Origin of the sequence: Gottfriedia sp. NPDC056225 (assembly GCF_042267765.1) — a bacterium.
Lineage (GTDB): Bacteria > Bacillota > Bacilli > Bacillales > Bacillaceae_G > Gottfriedia.
On the sequence record NZ_JBHJTJ010000004.1, the window covers coordinates 1 to 21,179 of the forward strand.

A 21,179-nucleotide genomic window follows, 5' to 3' on the forward strand; every position below is an offset into this window, starting at 1 on the left:
GTTCTTAAATAGTTTTCTTTCAGTAATTTGGCAATTATTATACCTAAAAAAATAATGGTATATGCTTCTTTTATCCATAAATAAAAAGTTCTCATGGTCAATGATCCATTGAATACTGATGGAATCAAATAACAAAACTCATAAGCAACAAGAAGCCATATTATTTTATTAAATTCTATTTTTGTACGTCTAAAATTAATCAAATAATACAGTATAGCCAACACTTTAAATACTTCAAATAAAAAATTAAGTAATGACCGATATTCAAAGTTAACAAATTGTGTTGTACAAAAAGGGAAAAGTAAGAAAAAGTATTTAATGTCTTGCTTGTTTAACAAAAATCTATCACTTCGTTCTAATTTTCTCATATATTTTGACCATTAAGCATATTGATGTATTTGATAATTTCTTGTTCATTTCCACTTGTACCTTTAGACAATTCATTAACAAACTTTCTTTGCAAATCAATTTTTTGATTCAACTCGATTATTCCTTTTGAAATCCCTTCTGGAGTAATTTCAACTATCATACCGTTTTTCCCATCTGTAACTTGATCCTTTACTGTCGTATAATTGGTAACAACGATAGGTTTGTATAATATTTTTGCCTCATCTAATACGATGGATTTACCTTCATATCTTGATGTTTGGACAAATATATCGCAGTTCTTTATATACGGATATGGATTCTCTCGTAGTCCCAACAATTCTACTCTTTTTTCTAATCCATTACGATGGATTTGGGATATTAACTCTGCTTTTTCTCCACCGTCTCCAATGATATACCACGTAAACTCCAATCCGGAATCCTGTAAGATTTTTGCGGCATCTATAGCAATATCAAAACCTTTCTGTGAATTAAGACGACCTATCGAGAGAAGTTTTATAATGTTAGATTTGTATTCTATTGGAAAATACTCATCTGCCATTTTATTAATTAGAGTCGGTGATGAAATATTTTCTATTTTGTATACACTTTCGGACAATTTAGGAAATTTATTTATAAAACTTTGAACACACATTTCTGAAATTGTTGCTACTATATCTGCTTTTGAATAATATTCATTATCAAATTCAGAATTATAGGTTAGTTTTTCATATTCATTATGCACCCATAAAATCTTTTTCTTTGCTTTAACCTTATCTATTACAAAATAATTTGAATAACCATCAATGTATGACATTGCAACATCATACTCAACATCTATTTCACGAATAAACCTTTTCCATTGGAGCCATAGTATCTGATGATTATTTAATTTATTGTATTTCCTATTCATAAATGGCAAAGTAATATATCTAAATATCTTACCCGTAATCCCTCTAAAACAAAGTGATTCCCTAAACAACTTACTTGTCGGGGAGTTATTCATACATGCAATGTCATAAGGTACCTCCAAAATATTATAAACTGAAGGTATTTGATTTAAAAACATACCTTGCTTTGAACAGACAAGTAAATCAACTTCTATTTTTGAATCATACTTTTCTAGAACTTGTAAAAAAGAGACTAAACTTTTTTGGGCACCACCGCTGCATAAATCACTTATTACAATTAGAACTTTCATTATCTCACCCATACTATATTCTTATTATTGTTTAAACACTATCAATCATTTCATAATAATTGTTAACTACTTTTTGATTGCCATATTCGTGTTTTTCAAGGTAATACTTAATTGAGTTTCCTAATTCTTCATCTTCTATTAGTCTATAAATTCCATCAGATATATCTTTCGGGGTCATTTCTACAATTATCCCTTCACTACCGTCCTTAATTTGATCATATACAGTCGGATAGTTGGTACACAATATTGGCTTCTCAAGAATCTTAGCCTCATCAATAACAACTGATTTCCCTTCAAATCTAGAAGTCTGTGCAAATATATCGCAATTCAATATATAAGGATACGGGTTATCTCTCATTCCTAAAAGAACGAAGTCTTCTTGCATATTTTTTTCATTAATACTCTTTTTTAGCAGACTCTCCAATTCACCATTTCCTATTACATACCACCTAAACTTTATTCCTTGTTTCTTCATTATATAAGCTGCTTCTAAAGCTAAATCGAAACCTTTTTGCTCATTTAATCGTCCAATTGACAAAATATTAATATATTGATAGTCAAACTCAGATGGTATGAACTCATGAGCCCGTTTCTTTAAAACAATAGATGAAGTAAGATTAGGGAGACATAAAAATTTATCTTTATACTGAGGAAATTCTTCTTTTAAAATGTCAACACATAAATCGGAAATTGAAATAATCTTATCCATTTTCCCAAAATATATTTCATCATATCTTTTAGGATGCTGTGCAGACCGGTAATCATTATGTACCCAAGTAATTTTTTTCTCAGCTTGTATCTTTTCTGCAGTATAAAACATGATGTCTCCAGAACAATATGCAATAGCTACATCATAATTTCCTTCTAATTTGGGTACGAATCTCTTATAAAATTTATGCCACCTAAAAGCCTTAAATGCAGTTAGTGGATGAGCAGCTATTTTAGATATTAAAGAAGCAGTTAATTTAAATAAATATAAACCAATCCCTTTTATATCCAAGATGGAACTAATACTTTTTTTTCCATAAAGCTTTTCAAGAATAACGGGTGTTTCAAGTATGTTTACATGAGAGGGAACCTGATTTAAAAACATCCCACTCCTATCGAATAGCATTAAATCAACTTGATATTTTTGGGGATCAATCTCGTTTAAAAAATTAACCAGACTTCTTTCTGCCCCTCCATTATATAAGTTATAGATTGATAAAATTATTTTTTTCATATTTTCCCCTATATTAATAATTACTTTTAATTTCTATATTTCAAACGAACTTTTATCATACAGTAAATCTTCAAAAGCATTTTTTAAAATAGGCTGTGCTATTTCGAAATCAAGCTCTGGACTATCATTTATACAAACCATTTTATATTTCTGATTTTTTATTACATTTTCAACATTCCTTGTATATTCAAAAGTAGATAATGACATACTATCATAGTCTAATAATTTCGCTGTTTTGATTGATCGTGGATGAAATGTCCCTTTAGCTAAATTCCAATATCTGACTAACCACTGATTAACATCCGTGTCATTTCTAAATTTGTTTAAACATGTCTTCTCCAATATTTCACCTTCTTCATTCCACACTTCTTTAAATAATCTTTTGGTGTAAGAATAAGGAATATGAAAGTCATAAAATCCTGCAAATCTATTCCAAGGTAATGATAAAATATTTCTATAATTGTATACACCATATTTTGGAGAAAGCCACTTTAAAGGTTGTTTACCAAAAACTTGAAACAACTTGAAATGTTTATTAATATATGCATCATTAACAAAGGGTACTACAAATTTGCTTTTATGGTTAAGCGTTCTATTATTTAATATTGCTGAATCGCACGGCAATCCTTTTCTGAAAAAATCTTCTTTCTTCATTAAATTAATAATAAACATATCGTCATTAAAATATACAAATTGTTCGGATAAGTTTTTAATTCTATGGATATTAAGTTCAATCGTATGCGAACTAAATGTTGGGAGATATTCAGAAGGTATATAATCTTTATGATTAACAACTACAAGTTTTGGGTTATTAGTATTTAGCCACTCAGGTAAATGTCCCCAAGAGATAAAATAAATTTTATTAACCCAAGGAGTAAATTTTTCTACTCCCCTAAACCAATAACGAAGTAAATCCCAATCTCTAAAACGTGCAGAATTAAAATCTTGAGGATTATCTGAATAATTATTTCTTTCTTTTTGCCATAATATATCATTTCCATCAACCCAAGGAATTACAAAATCTATTTTTTGTTCCATTACTTTTCCCTCACAAAAATAAACTATTACATTACAGTCTATTGTAAATTATTTTTAATAGATTTAAATGTCTTTCTAATGAATAATCACTCTTTACGATTTCATAACTATTTAATCCATATGTTTGTAATTTTTCAGGATTTATTAATAGTTCGATTATAGCCTTTGCAAACCCAACAGTATCTCCCGGTTCCAATGTATAGCCGTTCTTTTCAAATTGAACTAACTTAGGAATCCCCCCAACATTAGTACTGACGATTGGCATACCATAACCCATCGCATCGAGAATAGACATAGGCATTCCTTCATTGTAGGAAGGTAAGAAAAAAATATCACTCTGTTTCAGTAACCTATCTTTATCTTCACCACGAACCCACCCAGGGAATAAAACATTCTTCTCAACTCCATACTTCTGCAATAACTCATTAATCAGTTCAACATCACCGGTACCGCCAAGTATAAATTTAACATCGGGTATTTGTTTTACAACCTTTTCAATCACAGCTGGAATATCATAGCAACCTTTACGTTTACCAATCTCCCCCAAAAATAATACTTGTTTATTTGGTTCTATATTAATTTTAGCCTCAATAGTTTCATCGTAGATGACGCTATAATTCTCTACAACACTAATAACTTCCTCTGAAACAATAAGTTTCAGCCTTTCTTTCCACTCATCCGATAATGCAATCAGTATCGAACACTTATTGTAAACCTTTTTAATTAGCTCTTTTTTCTTATCAGAAGCATTAAGATAAAACGGCTCGAACTCTGCACCGTGAATGTGATTAATAATCGGTTTCCTAGCCCAATATGCCATATAAATAAAAGGCATTTTCCGATAAAAACTAGCTCCAAAAGAAGAATGAATATGAATAAAATCAGGTTTGTTCAATAATAAGACCTTTATAAAATGAAGATATCCACATATTCCTTTAAAAAACTTCGTTAACTTCCCACCATCTTTGTAGGATTCTACGTACATCAAATTAAATTCTTTCTCTATTAATGAGCCATGATAACCATTAACTACAGCAGCTATTCCACCCTTAACCATCGAATTTGGAACAACCATACATATCTTTTTTTTATTTGAAGTCATCATTTCCCCCTAACCATCACATGCCAAATGAATTTTGTGTTTGTATACATGTATCTTTTTAAGAGTCTTTTTGGCTCTTGAATTAGTCTGTAAAACCACTCCAAGTTATTCTTCTGCATCCAATTTGGTGCCCGATTTATATTCCCAGCGAAATAATCAAAACCAGCTCCTACACCAATCATTAACCCATCAAGTTTACCTAAATGATCCGCCATCCATCTTTCTTGTTTAGGGGCACCAAGACCTATCCAAATAAAGTCTGGTTTAGTCTCGTTTATTTGTTTAATAATTAACATATCTTCATCATCCGTTAACGGTCTAAAAGGCGGGCTATACATTCCAGCAATTTGAATATCATGATTTTTCTTTAAAAGCTCTGTGTATACTTTCTTAAGAGTCTCTTCTGTGGAGCCATAAAAAAAATGGCGAAAACCCGCCTCTTCAGATCGTTCAAACAATTCTTCCATTAAATTAGGACCAGTCGTTCTAGACATATCCTTGTAGCCACGTTTTTTTCCAACTGTAGATAATGGACCACCATCAGGAATTGCCATTAACCCACCATTCTGAATATTACAATATTCTGCATCCTCAAAAGAACTAATAGTTGTATGAACATTAGAAACACAGATATAATCACCAGCTAAAAGGTTGCCAGATTCACTTTTTACATTTGTCTTCAGATACCTTAAAAGCCATTCCATATTGATTGCTGCTATATTTACACCTAATATATTACAAGAAGGGATTTTACTCTTATCTACTTTCCTAACAAATACTTCTTGAACCTTTACTTCACTCATGCTCATCCGTGTTTCTTCCACCTTTGACTAAAAAAATTTAAAATATTTTTTACTTCCACATATTTAGAAAGACTCGAAATAAATATGAAAAAAGAAACTTTCGTACCTTTTTCTTCATTTTAGAATCCATATATTCAATAAGTTCTGGAGTGTCCTAATACAGACTAAAGATTTCCTAATAACTTGCTAATAATCGTCCAACTATCTTTTTTCTATTTAATCAAACATCTTCTTTATACGATCTTCATTTTCAACTTTTTTCATATCATTAGTAACCATAATCTCTACTAGCTGCTCAAAAGAAGTTTTAGTCGGGTTCCACCCTAATAACGTTCTAGCTTTTGTAGGATCTCCTAATAATTGGTCAACTTCTGCTGGACGGAAAAATTTCGGATCAACTTCAACAATTACGTCGCCAGTTGCTTTATTGATACCTATTTCGTTAATTCCCGCCCCTTGCCACTCAACCTCGATTCCCGCATTTTTAAATGCTAATGTCGCAAATTCACGAACCGAATGCATTTCACCCGTAGCGATAACAAAATCTTCCGGTTTATCATGTTGAAGAATTAACCACATACATTCTACATAGTCCTTTGCGTAACCCCAATCACGTAAAGAATCTAAGTTACCTAACATTAACTTATCTTGTTTTCCTTGAGCAATACGTGCTGCTGCAAGCGAAATTTTCCGTGTTACGAATGTTTCACCACGACGCTCTGATTCGTGGTTAAATAAAATCCCATTAACGGCGAACATATTGTATGATTCACGGTAGTTTTTTGTAATCCAGAAACCATAGATTTTCGCTACTCCATAAGGTGAACGTGGATAAAAGGGTGTTGTTTCTTTTTGTGGTACCTCTTGTACTTTTCCATATAATTCAGAAGTAGAAGCTTGATATATTCTAGTAGATTCTGTTAAACCTAACATTCTAACTGCCTCTAAAATACGAAGTGTTCCAACCGCATCAACGTCTGCAGTGTACTCAGGTACATCAAATGAAACACGCACGTGTGATTGTGCAGCTAAGTTATAGATTTCATCTGGACGAATTTCGCTAATTAAACGAATTACATTTGATGTATCAGTTACGTCACCATAATGTAAGTTAAAGTTTTCATCAGTCATAAATGCATACTTTTCATCATTAAATAACTCTTCTAAACGCTCTTGGTTATAAGAGGAACTGCGACGGATAATTCCGTGTACTTCATACCCTTTTTCTAATAAAAATTCTGCTAAATAAGAACCATCTTGTCCAGTTACACCAGTTACTAAAGCTTTTTTCTTCATTGACATTTTTTCTATTCTCCTCGTTCACTTACTTCGTTAATTGAAATTGTGCTAAAAATGCTTCATATGCCTTAACTAATCCTTCATCTAATGAGGTTTTTGCCGTCCACCCTAAAGAATTAATTTTTGTTATATCGACTAATTTACGTGGTGTGCCGTCTGGTTTTGTTGTATCAAATACAATTTCCCCTTTAAAGTCCACTACCTTTTTAATTTTCGACGCCAGTTCACCAATTGAAATATCTTTTCCTACTCCAACGTTTACAATTTCATTTCCTTCATAATTATTCATTAGGAAAATACAAGCATCAGCTAAATCATCTGAATATAAGAATTCACGCAAAGGCGTACCTGTTCCCCATACTGTTACAGTTGGATCATTGCTTTCTTTTGCTTCATGAAATTTACGTAATAACGCTGGTAATACATGTGATGTATGCAGATCAAAATTATCATTCGGTCCGTACATATTTGTAGGCATCGCTGAAATATACTTTGTACCATATTGACGATTATATGATTCACACATTTTAATCCCTGCAATTTTTGCAACCGCATAGGCATCATTTGTTGGCTCTAATTCACCAGTTAATAGATACTCTTCCTTTAATGGCTGAGGTGCCATTTTCGGATATATACAAGTACTACCTAAGAATAATAGTTTTTTAACATCATTTTTATATGCCGCATCAATAACACTAGTTTGAATTAAAATATTGTCACGAATAAAATCTGCTGGGTATTCATTATTTGCAACAATTCCTCCAACTTTAGCAGCAGCTAGGAAAACATATTCAATTTTTTCTTCAGCGAAAAAATCTTCAACAGCTTTAAAATCACGTAAATCTAGCTCTTTACTTGTTCGATAAACTAGATTCGTATAGCCTTCTTCTTGTAATTTACGCAAAATAGCCGAACCTACTAACCCACGATGTCCTGCTATATATATTTTCGAATCTTTTTTCACTTTTCTCTCCCCTTATTAAAACGCGTTCTTAGAACCTAACAATACTCCAACTGTTTTTATAATGATCTGAATATCATAAATAATTGAACGATTAATTATATAGGTTAAATCCAATTGGACCATTTCATCAAAGCCAACACTATTTCGAGCACTAACCTGCCAAAGACCTGTACATCCCGGCGTAACTAGTAATCTCTGTTTATCGTAATCTGTGTATTCCGCTACTTCCCTTGGAAGTGGTGGTCTTGGCCCAACAAGTGACATGTCACCTAATAATACATTAAAGAACTGCGGTAGCTCGTCAATCGATGTTTTTCGAATAAACTTTCCAATCCACGTAATCCTTGGATCATCCTTCATTTTAAACATCGCCCCTGAAACTTCGTTATGTTGTAAAAGTTCTTTTAATCGCTCTTCTGCATCAGTTACCATTGAACGGAATTTGTACATCTTAAACTCTTTTCCATTTTTACCGACTCTAGCTTGATAAAAGAAAACCGGACCTTTTGGATCTTCTAATTTAATAATAATTGCTACTACAATAAAGACTGGTAATAATACTAAAAGACCCAAAAAAGCGCCTAATAAATCTATTAAGCGCTTAGTAAATAAATAAATCCTATTTTTTTCAACAGTTTCCTTCGATAAGAGTGGTCGCGAAGCATATTCTGATTGTTCAAATCTCATTGCTTTCAATCTGATCATCCATCCTTATTTAATATTTACTGTTAACATGTCATGTAAATACTCCAATAAATCATCTCTTAAATCTTCATGTTTTAAAGCAAACTCAATCGTCGTTTTAATAAACCCTAACTTTTCCCCAACGTCATGACGTTTTCCTTCGAAATCATATGCAAACACACGTTGAATTGAATTTAATTTTTGAATCGCATCCGTTAATTGAATTTCTCCACCTGCACCAATATTTTGTTCTTCTAAAAACTTAAAAATTTCAGGTGTAAAAACATAACGACCCATAATTGCTAAATTAGATGGAGCTGTACCAAGTGCTGGTTTTTCAACAAAGTTCTTTACTTCGTATCTTCTACCTTCTTGCATAATCGGTTCAACAATACCATATCGGTTTGTTTCTTCTTCCGGTACAGTTTGTACACCAATTACTGAAGAATATGTATTATCGTATTGATCAATTAACTGCTTTAAGCCCGGTGTTTCAGCTTCAACTATGTCATCACCAAGTAGTACCGCAAATGGTTCGTTACCGATAAAATTACGTGCGCACCATACTGCATGTCCTAATCCTTTTGGTTCTTTTTGTCGTATGTAATGAATGTCAATATTAGAAGGAGCTTTTACTTGTTCTAAAAGTGCAAATTTTTCTTTTTCTAATAAATTGTGTTCAAGCTCAAATGAAAAATCAAAATGATCTTCAATTGCACGTTTACCTTTACCTGTTACAATAATGATGTCTTCAATCCCTGATGCAATTGCTTCTTCAACGATATATTGGATTGTTGGCTTGTCTACGATTGGTAGCATTTCTTTCGGCATTGCCTTTGTTGCAGGTAAAAAACGTGTTCCTAATCCCGCAGCTGGTATAATTGCTTTTCTTACTTTCTTCATTTACTTAGTCCCTCCATCGCTTTCTTTCCCCAAAATAATAAAGTTTCTACTTCTATATTCATGTGAATAAATACACAAAAAGAAACTCTATTTTCCTTTATAAAAATATAATTTAGGGCATCCAACCCCACCTCACACTATACCTCTGACGACTGGCGTCTAAGCAGATAATTTTTTAAACTCTTATTTCCCTTGCTCTAATGCGTTTAGCCTGTTAAGTTTGAGTTCTTTCAAGAGGTCTATTTACATTTAGATTTACGGAAATCTAAGCCATTTTCATCTACCACAATATAGTCGAGTACCTCCATTAGTAACGGTAAGGAGATATCACCAATCGTTTATTAAATCCCTAGTAAACGACTAAAAATATTATGTTTTAATTTGAGAGGTTGTTCTGGATAAAGAATACTTCCATTTACAATTGCTTGAGCATTTTCTCTAAATAGGAATTCAGATTCTACTCCATATTTTTCTCGAATGATCTCATAAGCATCTATTAACTCAAAATTCCGAATTTTTGTATTGTGAGCATCTGATGCAATAGTATGTACCCAATTCGCCTCGATACATTTAAAGGTAAACTTCTGAATTTTTTTACCGAACTTACCTGTTATTGATGAAGCCGTTATTTGAGTTAATATACCTTTTTGGACATAGTCATAAAGGATATCAGGTTCGTTAATAAGAACTTTATTTCTTTCAGGATGTACAAGAATTGGTGTAATCCGATTTGCTTGCATTTCGTAAAATAACCTATTTGTGAAGTGCGGAATATGAGATGACGGAAGCTCGCATAGTAAATAGCGTCTTCCATCATTAATTGAAACAATTTGATTCAATTCAAAGTCTTGAATTAATTCCCCATATAGCCTTACTTCTTGTCCGGGTAAAATCGTTAAAGGTAGATCATGTTGTTTTAACACATGATTTAGCTCTTCTACTTTTTCTAATATCTTTTTTCTGTCTGTATTGTAACGTCCATTCTGATGATGAGGTGATGCAACTATTGTATGAATACCATTGTCCACGGCAGCTCGAGCCATATTAATACTGTCTTCCATAGTAATCGGACCGTCATCTAGGCCAGGTAAAATATGACAGTGAAGATCAATCATTTTTCGTTACCATAATAATCGTAATAACCGTCTTTATCCTGTTCCGCTCGATTTAATACCACACCTAGAATATTTGTGTTCACAAGTGTTAATAATTCTTTTGCTTTTTTAATTTTTTCTTTTGCCGTGTACCCTCTACGTACAACTAAAATAGTCCCATCACAAACTTGCGAAATGATTTGAGCATCAGTAACCGCTAATAAAGGAGGCGCATCAAAAAGAATTACGTCATATTGCTCATTCATTTGTGCAATCAAATTCTTCATTTTCTCTGAAGATAATAATTCCGATGGATTTGGTGGAATCGGTCCAGAAGTTAAAATTGATAGATTCTCAATTTGAGATTTTTGTATAAAATCTTTTAATGGCTTATCTTGTGCAATAGCAGTTGTTAATCCTTTAAAATTCTCCAACCTAAAATCAGAATGCAATTGCGGTTTACGTAAGTCCGCATCAATTAAAAGAACCTTTTTCCCTTGCTGAGCATAAGTCACAGCTAAATTAGCAATTGTCGTTGTTTTACCTTCAGATGGTTCAGATGATGTTACTAAGATTGACCTTATTTTTTTATCAATTGACGAAAATTGAATATTTGTACGAACCGTTCGATATTGTTCTGCAAATGGAGATTTAGGGTTTGTTAATGTAATAAGAAATCTTTTTAATGTTTCTTTAGCAGTCTTTTTAGACATGTTACGCACCCTTTCTCAGTTTAAATTTTTTAAGTTTAGGTGTAACATTTCCCTTTGAAACTTCAGAAATCACACCTAAAATCGGTAATTCTAATAACTCTTCAAGTTGTTTTTCTGTTTTTACTGTGTTATCTAAAAACTCAAGTAAGAACGCAATACCAACAGAAAGTATCAATCCAACGACAAAGCCAATCGCAACATTTAATTTCTTGTTAGGTTTAATTGGACTCGGATTGTCGCCTAACTCTGCTTTAGCTAAAACAGTTACATTGTTTACGCTCATAATTTTTTTAATTTTATCTTGGAACACACTTGCAATCGTATTCGTAATCGCTTGCGCTTGAGCTGGATCAGTATCTTGTACAGAAACAGTGAAGACTTGTGAGTTCGTTTCACTTGCAACAGTAATTTTATTAGTCAATTCTGCGGCCGAATAATTTAAGTTTAGTTGTTTAATAACTTCATCTAAAATGGCCTGACTCTTAATAATGACGTTGTATGTATTAATCAATTGAACATTTGTTTGCACCTGATTATTTTGATAAATCGAAGAATCCTTTGTTTCCTTTTGATTGACTAACAGTTGAGTTGATGATTGATAAATAGGTGTTAAAAATAAATAACTAACGACCCCCGCAACTAATGCCGCTAAAACTGTAATACTGATAATCATCGTAAGACGTTTTTTAATAACGCCGAATAATTCCTGTAAACTAATTGTTTCCTCCATCTTTTTACCTCCATTGAAAATGCTTTTACATTAATATTACTTTTCTATTATTACAATAATTTTTCATTCACAAAATTCAACCATGTCAGAAATTATATCACTACTAACCTATTTTTATAATAAAAACATTTATTTTTTATACATCTTTTAGATAAATCACAACCAGAAACCTACAGCTTATTAGTACAAAATACCTATTAATTCTACATTTATCTTTTAATTTTTTTAAAATTCGACAAAATAAAACCAAGAGGTATAACTGATTTTTTTATTAAATCACTTAATAATTATGTAATAAAATGAATTTATTTCTTAATTTATCCATATTAACTAATAATTGAATTAAATTAACATTTGTAACATTATTGTAACAAAAAGACCATAAATTCCCCTGTTCATCACGAAAAATGGAGAGATCCATTGAAATTTATATTTATTAGCCAGGTTTCTTTTACTCCCTCAGCAATACACAACAAAAATGTTACACATATTTTTTATTAAACCATATAAGTTACAAAGTCACTACTTACAATTTAATGATTATTTTCTGACAAACTTGTAAGTATTTACCTGTATCAGTTTCTTCTTCAATATCTTTTGCTGATGAATACACCGTCTGGATCATACTTCTGCGCAACAAAAACACTAATTTCACATGACAAAAGCACATTCTTAAACAAACTTACAAAAAAGTATAGCACATTTTATAAATTCTGTTATATAATAACTAATAACATAATACACTGTATTAATACAGAATCCAAAAAAAATATTTTAAAGGAGTGTTTGTTGATGAGTAGAGAAGAAAGAAAAAACATGATTCATTTTTTAGAATTAATGAAAGGTCTTTCTAAGGCTGAGCTTGTTTTTATGACGGATGCTGATCTTGAGCATATTTATAATTCCACTTACACATATTTGATACATCATTCCGAATAAATTGGCATTATACAATTAATCTCGATATCAAGAGACCTAAAAAGACTTAAATTTACTATAATCTAATTTAGGTCTTTTGATTATTGGGAAAATTCATTTCTTTTTATGGAAATCATTTACTAAGTATTCATAAAATCGTATTATTATTCGAATACTCTCCTGCTTTATTCGTATTTACCTGCTATTCCTATCTATAAGAGCCTGCTTTAACCCAAATTTAATGTTAAATTTTACTAAATTTCATATATTTTTATAGTATTTGGTTTAGGTTGGGAAAATTTTTTTAGCTAGTCAAAACACTCTAAACCCTTACTACATAAGGATTTTTTTAATGTTTTGATTAATACAAAATAAATAACACAACTTTTTTAAGTATATTTTCACTTAAAAAAATTGATATATTCATTTATTCGCCTGAATCTGTCAATATTTGTAATCTTTACTAGTAAAAAAAGAGGTAATTTTAGTCTAATTACCTGTAATTTATCATCAGATCTGTAATAGTTCTTTTTTAGATTTTAGTCTTATTTGAGGCGATTTAACCGTTTCTGTACTACTCTCTGTATCATTCAGAAAGAAGCACAATTCTTCACAATTAAGCCTCTCAACACAAAATCCCATGCATGCGCATGGGACTTTTTAATGTCATCCAAAACTAAGCGTTTCAAAACGGTAACCTTTTCCCTTAATCGTTTTAATATATTTAGGATAATTAGGGAATTCTTCAATCTTATTTCGTAAACTATGAATATAAATATCGATCAATCTTCTGTTTTTATAGACGCAAATTACGTCCATTAGCTCCTCTCTTGTTACGATGAAGTCAGCTTTTTTTACTAAAAATAGTAAAATTGCGTATTCTCTACCGTTTAATTCGATCCTCATTTTGTTTTTATAAACCTCTTCTCTATTTAAATAGAGAGAAATATCTCCAAAATGTAAAACTGTTTCTCGAATATCTTCCTTTTTTTCACTACAAATTCTGCGCATAACAGCTTTTATTCTTGCTGATAAGTCTCTTGGATGAATCGGATATTTTACATAATGATCCGCTCCAGCTTCAATACAGATTGCTGCTTCGTATGAATCGTAAGTTTCAACTAATAAGATAATCGGTATTTCTGTTATTCGTCTTATTCTCATTATTATTGGAATGAACTCGTCCAATACATTGCTTTTCATTAGAACTATGCACCCTTTTAAGAAGCCAAGGTGAATTTCTTCATTAAACTCTTCATATGGAAATGTGCTTATTTTCACCAAACCGAATTGATTACTTTGTTGAAGCACATTTTCAATCTCATTTTGATCTTGGATGATGACAATTTGCTCCACCGTATATCTCTCCCATTTTTACTGTGTATACGGTCATTTTAATAGGTTATTAACAAAAAAGGGGGACTTTCACTATACCTTTACAAATTCTTTACGTGGGGTTAAAAGCAGGTTAATCTTTGTGGGATATTGTAATACATATAATAGAAGAAACTAGTCAAAAACCTCAGATTCAACTGAGAACTTTAGCAACTATTTGAGTTGTAAATCATACTGAATTAGGTACATCTACTAACGTTTCTCCCCCAAATTTATATAAAAAAGAAGCTACGATTCATGTTTGAATCGTAGCTTCTTTTAATTAAATCTCAACTATCGTCTTCCTATTAACAATCCGATCCTTCAACTCTTCACAAAGCTCAATAACTCTCGGAGTTTTCTCATCATACTTCATATTCAACACATGATACAGCGTAATATCACGACATTTTAAGAAAGCAGGAATACGGCTATACCATACTTCGTCTAAAATATATTCTGTTTCGTACCCTTTTCTGAAAATCTCTAGCTGTCTTTTTGCAAAGCTAGATTTTTCCTCGAATGATGCTTTGCTTCCCCAAGCTGTGTAGTACAAGACGATTGCGATATCTGAAATAAAGTAATTATATTGTAGGTCATCGAAATCAAAGACTGTTATTTCACCTTTATCATTTACGAAGAAATTATGAAGATGTAGATCACTATGAATTAGTCCATAAGAATCCTTTTTTCTTTCATAGCTTTGAATTTCTTCGATTAGTTCTTTCGTATATACGCCAAGCTCTTCGTCTGCTACCATTTCATTTAAATAAGCTTCTTCATCCCAATGCTCTCGATTGGTGACAGGGTAATCAACTGTTAACGCGTGTAGCTTGCCGATTGTTTTACCCCATGTATACATTAGATCGTCATTCCATACAGCTGGGTTTGTTCGATCAACTAATTGACCGTCTGCCCACTCAAACATTGAAGCGAAGAAGCTTGTGCCATCGCTTGCATTTTGAACTTCTACCAGATTACCGTTTAGTGAAGTTAAAGAACCTGCTGCATTAGCACCGTTTTCTCTAGCATATTTTAAAAATTTCAGCTCTGCTTCAATTTCTTCTTTTGAGCGATGAGATGAGTGCGTTAATCGTAATATGCGATCCGTACCATCTGCTAGTTTGCCTTTAAAAAGATAATTCTCGAATTCTCCAACTGGTTTTGCTTCTACTGTTATGCCAAATTGTGACGCGGCATTTTTTAAAATTTCTTTCGTAAAAACTCTTTCAACAGCTTGTTCCATCTTTTAATCCCCCGAAACATAAAATGAATAACTAATTACTTATTTCTCATTTATCCAGGAATTTCCTGCAACTATTTTACTAAATATTTTTATTCATTCAAGTTTCGGAATTCATTTGGAGTCATGCCGACGATTTTTTTAAACACTTTTCGAAAGTATTTATCGTCTTGATAACCGATTTTACCTGCTATTTCATAGATTTTTAAATTCGGAAATTTTAGTAATTCTTTCGCTTTTTCGATTCGAATTGAAACAATATAATCCGAGATGTTTACACCATATATTTGTTTAAATTTACGAGATATATATTCACGGCTTAAGTAAAATTTCTCTGAAAACTCTTGAAGTGAAATCTCCTCAGCATAGTTTTGTTGGATATAATTTGCGATTGCTTCTATGCTATTAAGCTCTTGATTAGTCTGGTTTTTCTCTTGAATAATTGATTGTACTCTTTCCCTTTGTGTAGCTACATATTCACCTACTTCAAAATGTCCTTTCGCATTCCAAAATAATTCGATATTCACTCCCTCGATCGTTTGAAGTGAAAGCTTATTAATCCAGTGGTTAAAGAATATTAAAAACTCTTGATGCAATGAAAGTAATTGAGCAAACGGAAGATACTTTTGCTGGGTAATTCGTTTACTAAAAAGTTGAATGACTTCGTCGTAAATATAAATATCCTGCTTCTCTACCATTTGTTCAAATAAGTTAACAATTTCAACTAGATTAATCGGATTATATTCTTTTACATCTGTATAAGAATATACCGGTAAATCTCTCTTTTCTAAAATATTCATATGCTGTAGAACATTCACTACCTCTTCGTATCCAAATGGAATTGATTCGACTTCGAGCTTTCTACTAATTGCAAAGTGAAACGGGAACGGCACTACTGTTGATAAAATTTTAGCGATATGCTGAATATTGTCAGTTACTTCATCTCCCCAATAAAGTAAGCAGATTTCCTTTGATCCTTGTAAGTTTTGAAATGCAATTCCATCATTATGTTTTTGAAGTACTTCATTCACAATATTTAAAAGGGCAAAGTAACATAAATCTTCAGGCCAAATATCCCGGAAAGTTTCTAAATTTCGTAGTTTTAGTAAAGAAACATGCAAAGTTTTACCTTCTTCATATCCTAGTTGTATTAAGAAGTTTCGATTAAATTCTTTCCCTAAAATTGCATTCGTCAATTCCTTATCTCTGTAAACAGGTAAGACTTCCTGAAGCATACGAAAATCATTTAATGCTTCAATTCTTTCCTTTTCTTGTTCATTCCAATCTGATACTACTTTTAATAATGTTTCATTTAAGATATCTGGATCGATTGGTTTTAGTAAATAATCCGACGCACCAAACTGGATCGCTTCTCTCATATAATGATAGTCATCATATCCTGTTACTACAATTACTTTGCTTTTAATATTTTCTGTGTGAAGCCATTTTAGTAAACCTCGACCGTCTAACTCTGGCATCATTAAGTCGGTAAAAATAATGGTAGGTTGCTCTTTTTTAATTATTTCTTGAGCGATTGCTCCGTTTTCTGCTTCTAATATTTCTGTAACGCCAATTACATCCCAATTTGCAAGAAGTTTTACTCCTTCTCTTACGTGCTTTTCATCATCTATTAGTAGAACCTTCATGATTAATTTCCCCTTTAGCCATTTCAATCGGTATGATGATTGTTACAACAAAGTTTTCATACTTCACACTTTCTATTTTTAATTGTGCCTTTTTACCGTAATAAAATTGAATACGATCAGAAATATTTTTTAAACCGATACTTTCAGTAGTGTGTAAGCCATCGTCTGATAGCGACGCAGTGATTTTTTCTACTTCCTCTTTTGTTGCTCCTTCACCATTATCAGCTATTATAATTTTCAAGCTAAAATCTGGTTGTTTATGAACTGAAATATTTAATACACCAAGTATTTGCTTTTTTTCAAAGCCATGTTTAAAGAAATTTTCCACAATCGGCTGTAAAATCATTTTTGGCATTTTTACTTTGTTTAACCCTTCGTCCACTTCCAGGTTATAGACAAACTTGCCGTCATAGCGCTCATTTTGCAGCGATAAATAATCTTTTATATGATTTAATTCATCTTTAAGCGTTACAAAATCTTCATTATTCTTCATGCTATATCTCATGATTTTTGAAAGTGACATAATTAATCGATACACTTTAATCCCGTCATTTTTTAATGATAGTGTTCCGATTGATTGCAGGGCATTGTATAAAAAGTGCGGATTCACTTGCGACTGAAGTACTTTTAATTGATTCGTTTTGTTCTCGATTTGAAGCTTATACTCTTTTATATACAGATCGTTTAACGTATCGACCATTGAAGTAAAATGCTTCCCTAGTTGACCGAACTCATCATTCCCTAAACTATCGAATGAAACAGCTAGTTCACCTTTCTCAATTCGCTGCATATCTCGAATTAAGATGCGGATTGGTCTTGTAAATCTGAAGGAAACGATGATTGTTAAAATGATGACTAATAACACGGAAATGGCCCCTAAAGTAACTGTAATTTTCAGCAATTGAGTTGAATTATAATAAAGATTTTTATAAGGAATGCTTTTAATGACTGTCCATCGTTGATGATTGCTCATCATTTTGTCATACACATATACCCCACTAAAATCTTTATCCCTCCATTCAAAACTAGTTTCATCTGATTTTTCTGAGCTAATTTTCTTATACCATTTCGTGTCTAGCTTTTTCCCAATTAACTTCTTCTCAGATGAGTAAAGAACAACATTCCCATCACCTACAACGTAAAGATGTTCCTCTCCCTTTTTATAAATACGATCAAAAATTTCTTTAATTCTACTTAGCTCAATATCAATTGAAAGAAAACCTAACCATTGGTCAGAAGTAACATTGTTTAAAAAATAATGAAGTGAAACAACTTGCTTAGGTGGCGCGATTCGAAAATCAGATAAATTATTATAGTTTTGTGTCGGATGAGTAGGTTGAATATAGTATGAACCTCTCGTAAAACTTAAATTTCGATACGCGGGCATTTGATTGAAATTATTCATTTTCCCCCGACTACTCACTTTTGCATTGTATACAGTGTAATCATCCTTACCCTTTGTAAAATACAAATTCAGTTGCACGATTTCTCTTCTCGAAAAATATAGACCTAATAAACTACGTTGAATTTCAGTTGAATTTTGTTCAATATAAGTAGTAGCCCCGTTTTCTAAAACAGACAAAAAAGGTCTGTTACTGTAAATCGACAATGGAATACCGTAAATCTCATTGAAATAATTCAATAAATCATTCCCACTACGCTTCAGCAAATCATGATTTGTATCTACAAATTCCTTCGTAACCGTGTTTTTCGTATAAAAATAATTCGCTATAATCGATAATCCAAACGGAATGATCGTAGCGATTAATAATAATATAATAAGCTTACTTCTAATACTATTTTTCATGATAACATCCTTTGCGGAAACGTTTGCACTCTTTACTATTTAGTTTATCAGAAAGTTAAAAAATTAAATATAAAAACAGGAATAAAAACAGCGATAGTCAGACGACCACCGCTGTTTTTTGTTAAATAGAGTCATTCCACAAAACTCTTCTAAACTTTTCATCTATATGTTTAATCTGTTCTTCCATTTTTTGCTGATTTACTAAGTTGTGATACGCCGGATCAATAACTGCTACTATGCGTAATTTTAAATAATCTCTTATTGCAGTACCAGGATTTAACCCATTTATATATAGAAATTTCGGAATTACTAAAACAGATAACATCGTTTGATCTTGAATCGTCAGCAATTGTGCATTCATTCCTTTATGAAACACGCCTATTTTCATTCCCGAATGATAAAAATTCCGTATGACTGCATCTCTTTCATTCATCAAATTAGAAAAGTTTTGGTAAAGATCAGGATAGCTTGCTCTTAAATCATTTAAAAATACTTCAGAAGCAGATCCAGCTAAGATGATGTTTTGAAAGAAAATCGATACAAACTCATCTACGAATTCTGCATTTTCAACTGGATTTCCAATATCCGTTACGTTCTCTATGTAAGTGATGTAACGAGAAACTACTGCCTCAATCACTTCATCTTTGTTTGAAAAGTACTGATATAATTTCCCTCGGCTAATGCCCATCACCTTAGCAATTCCGTCCATTGTAAGTGATTTAAAGCCATTTTTTACAACTTCATCATTAATTTTACTAACCATCTGTGCTCGGCGTTCATTCTCTGATAACATTCATTTTCACCTCGTTTAACGATAGGTTAAGTATATCACAATGAACATACAGAGCAAAATGAACACTTTTAATTGATTTTGTTCATTTTGTATAATACAATACATTTGAATAGTAACATTATTGGAGGTATCTTTTATGACGAAAACTGTTTTAGTAACAGGCGGTACAGGTTTTGTAGGTGGATGGGCTATTCTTAAACTTTTAAAACAAGGATATAAAGTAAGAACAACAATAAGAAGCAAAGACAAAGAACAAGTCGTTATAAATACAATTTCAAACTATATCAAGGATACTGACCAATTATCCTTTTGCATAGCAGATTTGACAAATGACGAAGGCTGGAATGAAGCTGTTGAAGGCGTCGATTATGTATTCCATATCGCATCTCCATTAAGCATTGGCAATACTGACGACTTGGATTCCTATGTAGTTCCAGCCAGAGATGGAACGCTCCGTGTCCTTCGTGCATCTGTAAAATCTGGCGTTAAACGAGTCATCATGACCTCTTCACTAGCTGCAGCTACACCAGATATATCTAACCAAGATCAACAAGTTAATGAAACACTTTGGACAGATCCAAACGATAAAAATATAAATGCATATCGCGTCTCAAAAGTAATCGCTGAAAAAGCCGCTTGGGATTTCATGCGTGAACAAAACAGTGCAACCGAATTAACAACTATTCTTCCTGGGGCAATATTTGGTCCAATTCTTTCAGCTAATGTGCCAAGTTCAATTGAAGTGATTCAAAGAATAATCAAAGGAAATGGACCTGGTAACCCGAAAATTGGATTTGAGATTGTCGATGTACGTGATTTAGTTGACCTGCATATCCTAGCGATGACCGAGCCTAGTGCTGCTGGGGAAAGATATATTGCTAGTAGTGGCTATTTGTTGATGAACAATATTGCTAAGTTATTGAAGCATGAATTAGGTGAGGTTGGAAAAAACATCTCGACTAGAAGTATTCCAGATTTCGTGTTAAAAAGTGCTGCGAAGGTAAATCCTGCTTTTCGTGCATTGGTTCCTATGCTGGGCAGGAAGTTTCGCTATACTTCAGAGAAAGCTCGTGTTCAACTTGGGTGGAAGCCGCTGCCGGTTGAGGAGACTGTTTTGGATAGTGCTCGGAAGTTGATGGAGTTTAGGGTATTGTGATTTTGTGGTTGGAGCAGGCATGTGAGTTGGTGCATGTCTGTTTATTTGTGTTTGTGGAGTGAGAGAAGGGTTCGGGTGATTTGTGCATAAAGTTGGTAGTTTTCGTTCATATTGTTGGGAGTT

Annotated in this window: 20 protein-coding genes; 2 read left to right on the forward strand and 18 right to left on the reverse strand. The window is 32.3% G+C overall.

Annotated elements, in window-relative coordinates; all coding sequences use genetic code 11:
- The 13 genes from ACFCYN_RS04605 to ACFCYN_RS04665 form a co-directional block, all read right to left on the reverse strand.
- Positions 1 to 338 (reverse strand): hypothetical protein (locus ACFCYN_RS04605; RefSeq protein WP_375947845.1); only part of this gene is annotated, 338 nt, incomplete at its 3' end.
- A 26-nt stretch (positions 339 to 364) separates the two neighbouring features.
- Positions 365 to 1,567 (reverse strand): glycosyltransferase, encoded by a 1,203-nt coding sequence (locus ACFCYN_RS04610; RefSeq protein ID WP_375947847.1) that lies wholly within the window; start codon positions 1,565 to 1,567, stop codon positions 365 to 367.
- A 31-nt stretch (positions 1,568 to 1,598) separates the two neighbouring features.
- The gene (locus ACFCYN_RS04615) at positions 1,599 to 2,789 is read right to left on the reverse strand and encodes a glycosyltransferase (protein ID WP_375947849.1); all 1,191 of its coding nucleotides are present in this window, start codon (positions 2,787 to 2,789) and stop codon (positions 1,599 to 1,601) included.
- A 33-nt stretch (positions 2,790 to 2,822) separates the two neighbouring features.
- Entirely contained in the window at positions 2,823 to 3,827 is a 1,005-nt protein-coding gene (locus ACFCYN_RS04620; protein ID WP_375947851.1) for a Stealth CR1 domain-containing protein, read from the reverse strand.
- Positions 3,828 to 3,858: 31 nt separating this feature from the next.
- Positions 3,859 to 4,929 (reverse strand): glycosyltransferase family 4 protein, encoded by a 1,071-nt coding sequence (locus ACFCYN_RS04625; protein ID WP_375947853.1) that lies wholly within the window; start codon positions 4,927 to 4,929, stop codon positions 3,859 to 3,861.
- The gene (locus tag ACFCYN_RS04630; RefSeq protein WP_375947855.1) at positions 4,929 to 5,738 is read right to left on the reverse strand and encodes a WecB/TagA/CpsF family glycosyltransferase; all 810 of its coding nucleotides are present in this window, start codon (positions 5,736 to 5,738) and stop codon (positions 4,929 to 4,931) included. Before ACFCYN_RS04630 ends, ACFCYN_RS04625 begins: the two co-directional genes overlap by 1 nt.
- A 210-nt stretch (positions 5,739 to 5,948) precedes the next feature.
- Positions 5,949 to 7,028, reverse strand: coding sequence for a GDP-mannose 4,6-dehydratase (gmd, locus tag ACFCYN_RS04635; protein WP_375948014.1), 1,080 nt, complete (start codon positions 7,026 to 7,028; stop codon positions 5,949 to 5,951).
- A gap of 28 nt (positions 7,029 to 7,056) precedes the next feature.
- Positions 7,057 to 7,995 carry a GDP-L-fucose synthase gene (fcl, locus tag ACFCYN_RS04640; protein WP_375947857.1) on the reverse strand — a complete coding sequence of 313 codons (939 nt, stop codon included), beginning with the start codon at positions 7,993 to 7,995 and terminating at the stop codon, positions 7,057 to 7,059.
- A 15-nt stretch (positions 7,996 to 8,010) separates the two neighbouring features.
- Positions 8,011 to 8,682, reverse strand: coding sequence for a sugar transferase (locus ACFCYN_RS04645; RefSeq protein WP_375948016.1), 672 nt, complete (start codon positions 8,680 to 8,682; stop codon positions 8,011 to 8,013).
- Positions 8,683 to 8,706: 24 nt separating this feature from the next.
- Entirely contained in the window at positions 8,707 to 9,582 is an 876-nt protein-coding gene (gene galU, locus ACFCYN_RS04650) for a UTP--glucose-1-phosphate uridylyltransferase GalU (RefSeq protein WP_375947859.1), read from the reverse strand.
- A gap of 341 nt (positions 9,583 to 9,923) precedes the next feature.
- Positions 9,924 to 10,697 carry a tyrosine-protein phosphatase gene (locus tag ACFCYN_RS04655; protein ID WP_375947861.1) on the reverse strand — a complete coding sequence of 258 codons (774 nt, stop codon included), beginning with the start codon at positions 10,695 to 10,697 and terminating at the stop codon, positions 9,924 to 9,926.
- Positions 10,694 to 11,389, reverse strand: a complete 696-nt coding sequence (locus ACFCYN_RS04660) for a CpsD/CapB family tyrosine-protein kinase (RefSeq protein ID WP_375947863.1) — start codon at positions 11,387 to 11,389, stop codon at positions 10,694 to 10,696. The genes ACFCYN_RS04655 and ACFCYN_RS04660 overlap by 4 nt, the downstream gene beginning before the upstream one ends.
- Before the next feature lies 1 nt (position 11,390).
- On the reverse strand, positions 11,391 to 12,119 hold the full coding sequence (locus tag ACFCYN_RS04665) for a YveK family protein (protein ID WP_375947865.1): 729 nt from the start codon (positions 12,117 to 12,119) through the stop codon (positions 11,391 to 11,393).
- 792 nt (positions 12,120 to 12,911) lie between these two features.
- Here ACFCYN_RS04665 and ACFCYN_RS04670 point away from each other — a divergent pair.
- Entirely contained in the window at positions 12,912 to 13,058 is a 147-nt protein-coding gene (locus tag ACFCYN_RS04670; RefSeq protein WP_375947867.1) for a BH0509 family protein, read from the forward strand.
- 645 nt (positions 13,059 to 13,703) lie between these two features.
- Here ACFCYN_RS04670 and ACFCYN_RS04675 read toward each other — a convergent pair.
- From ACFCYN_RS04675 to ACFCYN_RS04695, 5 genes are all read right to left on the reverse strand, one after another.
- Positions 13,704 to 14,393, reverse strand: a complete 690-nt coding sequence (locus tag ACFCYN_RS04675) for a winged helix-turn-helix domain-containing protein (protein WP_375947869.1) — start codon at positions 14,391 to 14,393, stop codon at positions 13,704 to 13,706.
- Positions 14,394 to 14,694: 301 nt separating this feature from the next.
- The gene (locus tag ACFCYN_RS04680) at positions 14,695 to 15,657 is read right to left on the reverse strand and encodes a phosphotransferase enzyme family protein (RefSeq protein WP_375947871.1); all 963 of its coding nucleotides are present in this window, start codon (positions 15,655 to 15,657) and stop codon (positions 14,695 to 14,697) included.
- A gap of 89 nt (positions 15,658 to 15,746) precedes the next feature.
- Positions 15,747 to 17,300, reverse strand: coding sequence for a response regulator transcription factor (locus ACFCYN_RS04685; protein WP_375947873.1), 1,554 nt, complete (start codon positions 17,298 to 17,300; stop codon positions 15,747 to 15,749).
- A complete protein-coding gene (locus tag ACFCYN_RS04690) occupies positions 17,278 to 19,107 on the reverse strand; it encodes a sensor histidine kinase (protein ID WP_375947875.1) in 1,830 nt (609 codons plus the stop codon). Before ACFCYN_RS04690 ends, ACFCYN_RS04685 begins: the two co-directional genes overlap by 23 nt.
- A gap of 121 nt (positions 19,108 to 19,228) precedes the next feature.
- A complete protein-coding gene (locus ACFCYN_RS04695; RefSeq protein WP_375947877.1) occupies positions 19,229 to 19,900 on the reverse strand; it encodes a TetR/AcrR family transcriptional regulator in 672 nt (223 codons plus the stop codon).
- A 136-nt stretch (positions 19,901 to 20,036) separates the two neighbouring features.
- Between ACFCYN_RS04695 and ACFCYN_RS04700 the strand changes: the two genes are divergently transcribed.
- Positions 20,037 to 21,056 carry an NAD-dependent epimerase/dehydratase family protein gene (locus tag ACFCYN_RS04700; protein WP_375947879.1) on the forward strand — a complete coding sequence of 340 codons (1,020 nt, stop codon included), beginning with the start codon at positions 20,037 to 20,039 and terminating at the stop codon, positions 21,054 to 21,056.
- Positions 21,057 to 21,179 lie beyond the last annotated feature (123 nt).

Excerpts from the sequence above, each read along its gene's own strand:
- ACFCYN_RS04610 (WP_375947847.1), bottom strand. The coding sequence starts at position 1,567 with ATGAAAGTTCTAATTGTAATAAGTGATTTATGCAGCGGTGGTGCCCAA.
- ACFCYN_RS04615 (WP_375947849.1), bottom strand. The coding sequence starts at position 2,789 with ATGAAAAAAATAATTTTATCAATCTATAACTTATATAATGGAGGGGCA.
- ACFCYN_RS04620 (WP_375947851.1), bottom strand. The coding sequence starts at position 3,827 with ATGGAACAAAAAATAGATTTTGTAATTCCTTGGGTTGATGGAAATGAT.
- ACFCYN_RS04625 (WP_375947853.1), bottom strand. The coding sequence starts at position 4,929 with ATGACTTCAAATAAAAAAAAGATATGTATGGTTGTTCCAAATTCGATG.
- ACFCYN_RS04630 (WP_375947855.1), bottom strand. The coding sequence starts at position 5,738 with ATGAGCATGAGTGAAGTAAAGGTTCAAGAAGTATTTGTTAGGAAAGTA.
- gmd (WP_375948014.1), bottom strand. The coding sequence starts at position 7,028 with ATGAAGAAAAAAGCTTTAGTAACTGGTGTAACTGGACAAGATGGTTCT.
- ACFCYN_RS04645 (WP_375948016.1), bottom strand. The coding sequence starts at position 8,682 with ATGAGATTTGAACAATCAGAATATGCTTCGCGACCACTCTTATCGAAG.
- galU (WP_375947859.1), bottom strand. The coding sequence starts at position 9,582 with ATGAAGAAAGTAAGAAAAGCAATTATACCAGCTGCGGGATTAGGAACA.
- ACFCYN_RS04655 (WP_375947861.1), bottom strand. The coding sequence starts at position 10,697 with ATGATTGATCTTCACTGTCATATTTTACCTGGCCTAGATGACGGTCCG.
- ACFCYN_RS04660 (WP_375947863.1), bottom strand. The coding sequence starts at position 11,389 with ATGTCTAAAAAGACTGCTAAAGAAACATTAAAAAGATTTCTTATTACA.
- ACFCYN_RS04665 (WP_375947865.1), bottom strand. The coding sequence starts at position 12,119 with ATGGAGGAAACAATTAGTTTACAGGAATTATTCGGCGTTATTAAAAAA.
- ACFCYN_RS04670 (WP_375947867.1), top strand. The coding sequence starts at position 12,912 with ATGAGTAGAGAAGAAAGAAAAAACATGATTCATTTTTTAGAATTAATG.
- ACFCYN_RS04680 (WP_375947871.1), bottom strand. The coding sequence starts at position 15,657 with ATGGAACAAGCTGTTGAAAGAGTTTTTACGAAAGAAATTTTAAAAAAT.
- ACFCYN_RS04685 (WP_375947873.1), bottom strand. The coding sequence starts at position 17,300 with ATGAAGGTTCTACTAATAGATGATGAAAAGCACGTAAGAGAAGGAGTA.
- ACFCYN_RS04690 (WP_375947875.1), bottom strand. The coding sequence starts at position 19,107 with ATGAAAAATAGTATTAGAAGTAAGCTTATTATATTATTATTAATCGCT.
- ACFCYN_RS04695 (WP_375947877.1), bottom strand. The coding sequence starts at position 19,900 with ATGTTATCAGAGAATGAACGCCGAGCACAGATGGTTAGTAAAATTAAT.
- ACFCYN_RS04700 (WP_375947879.1), top strand. The coding sequence starts at position 20,037 with ATGACGAAAACTGTTTTAGTAACAGGCGGTACAGGTTTTGTAGGTGGA.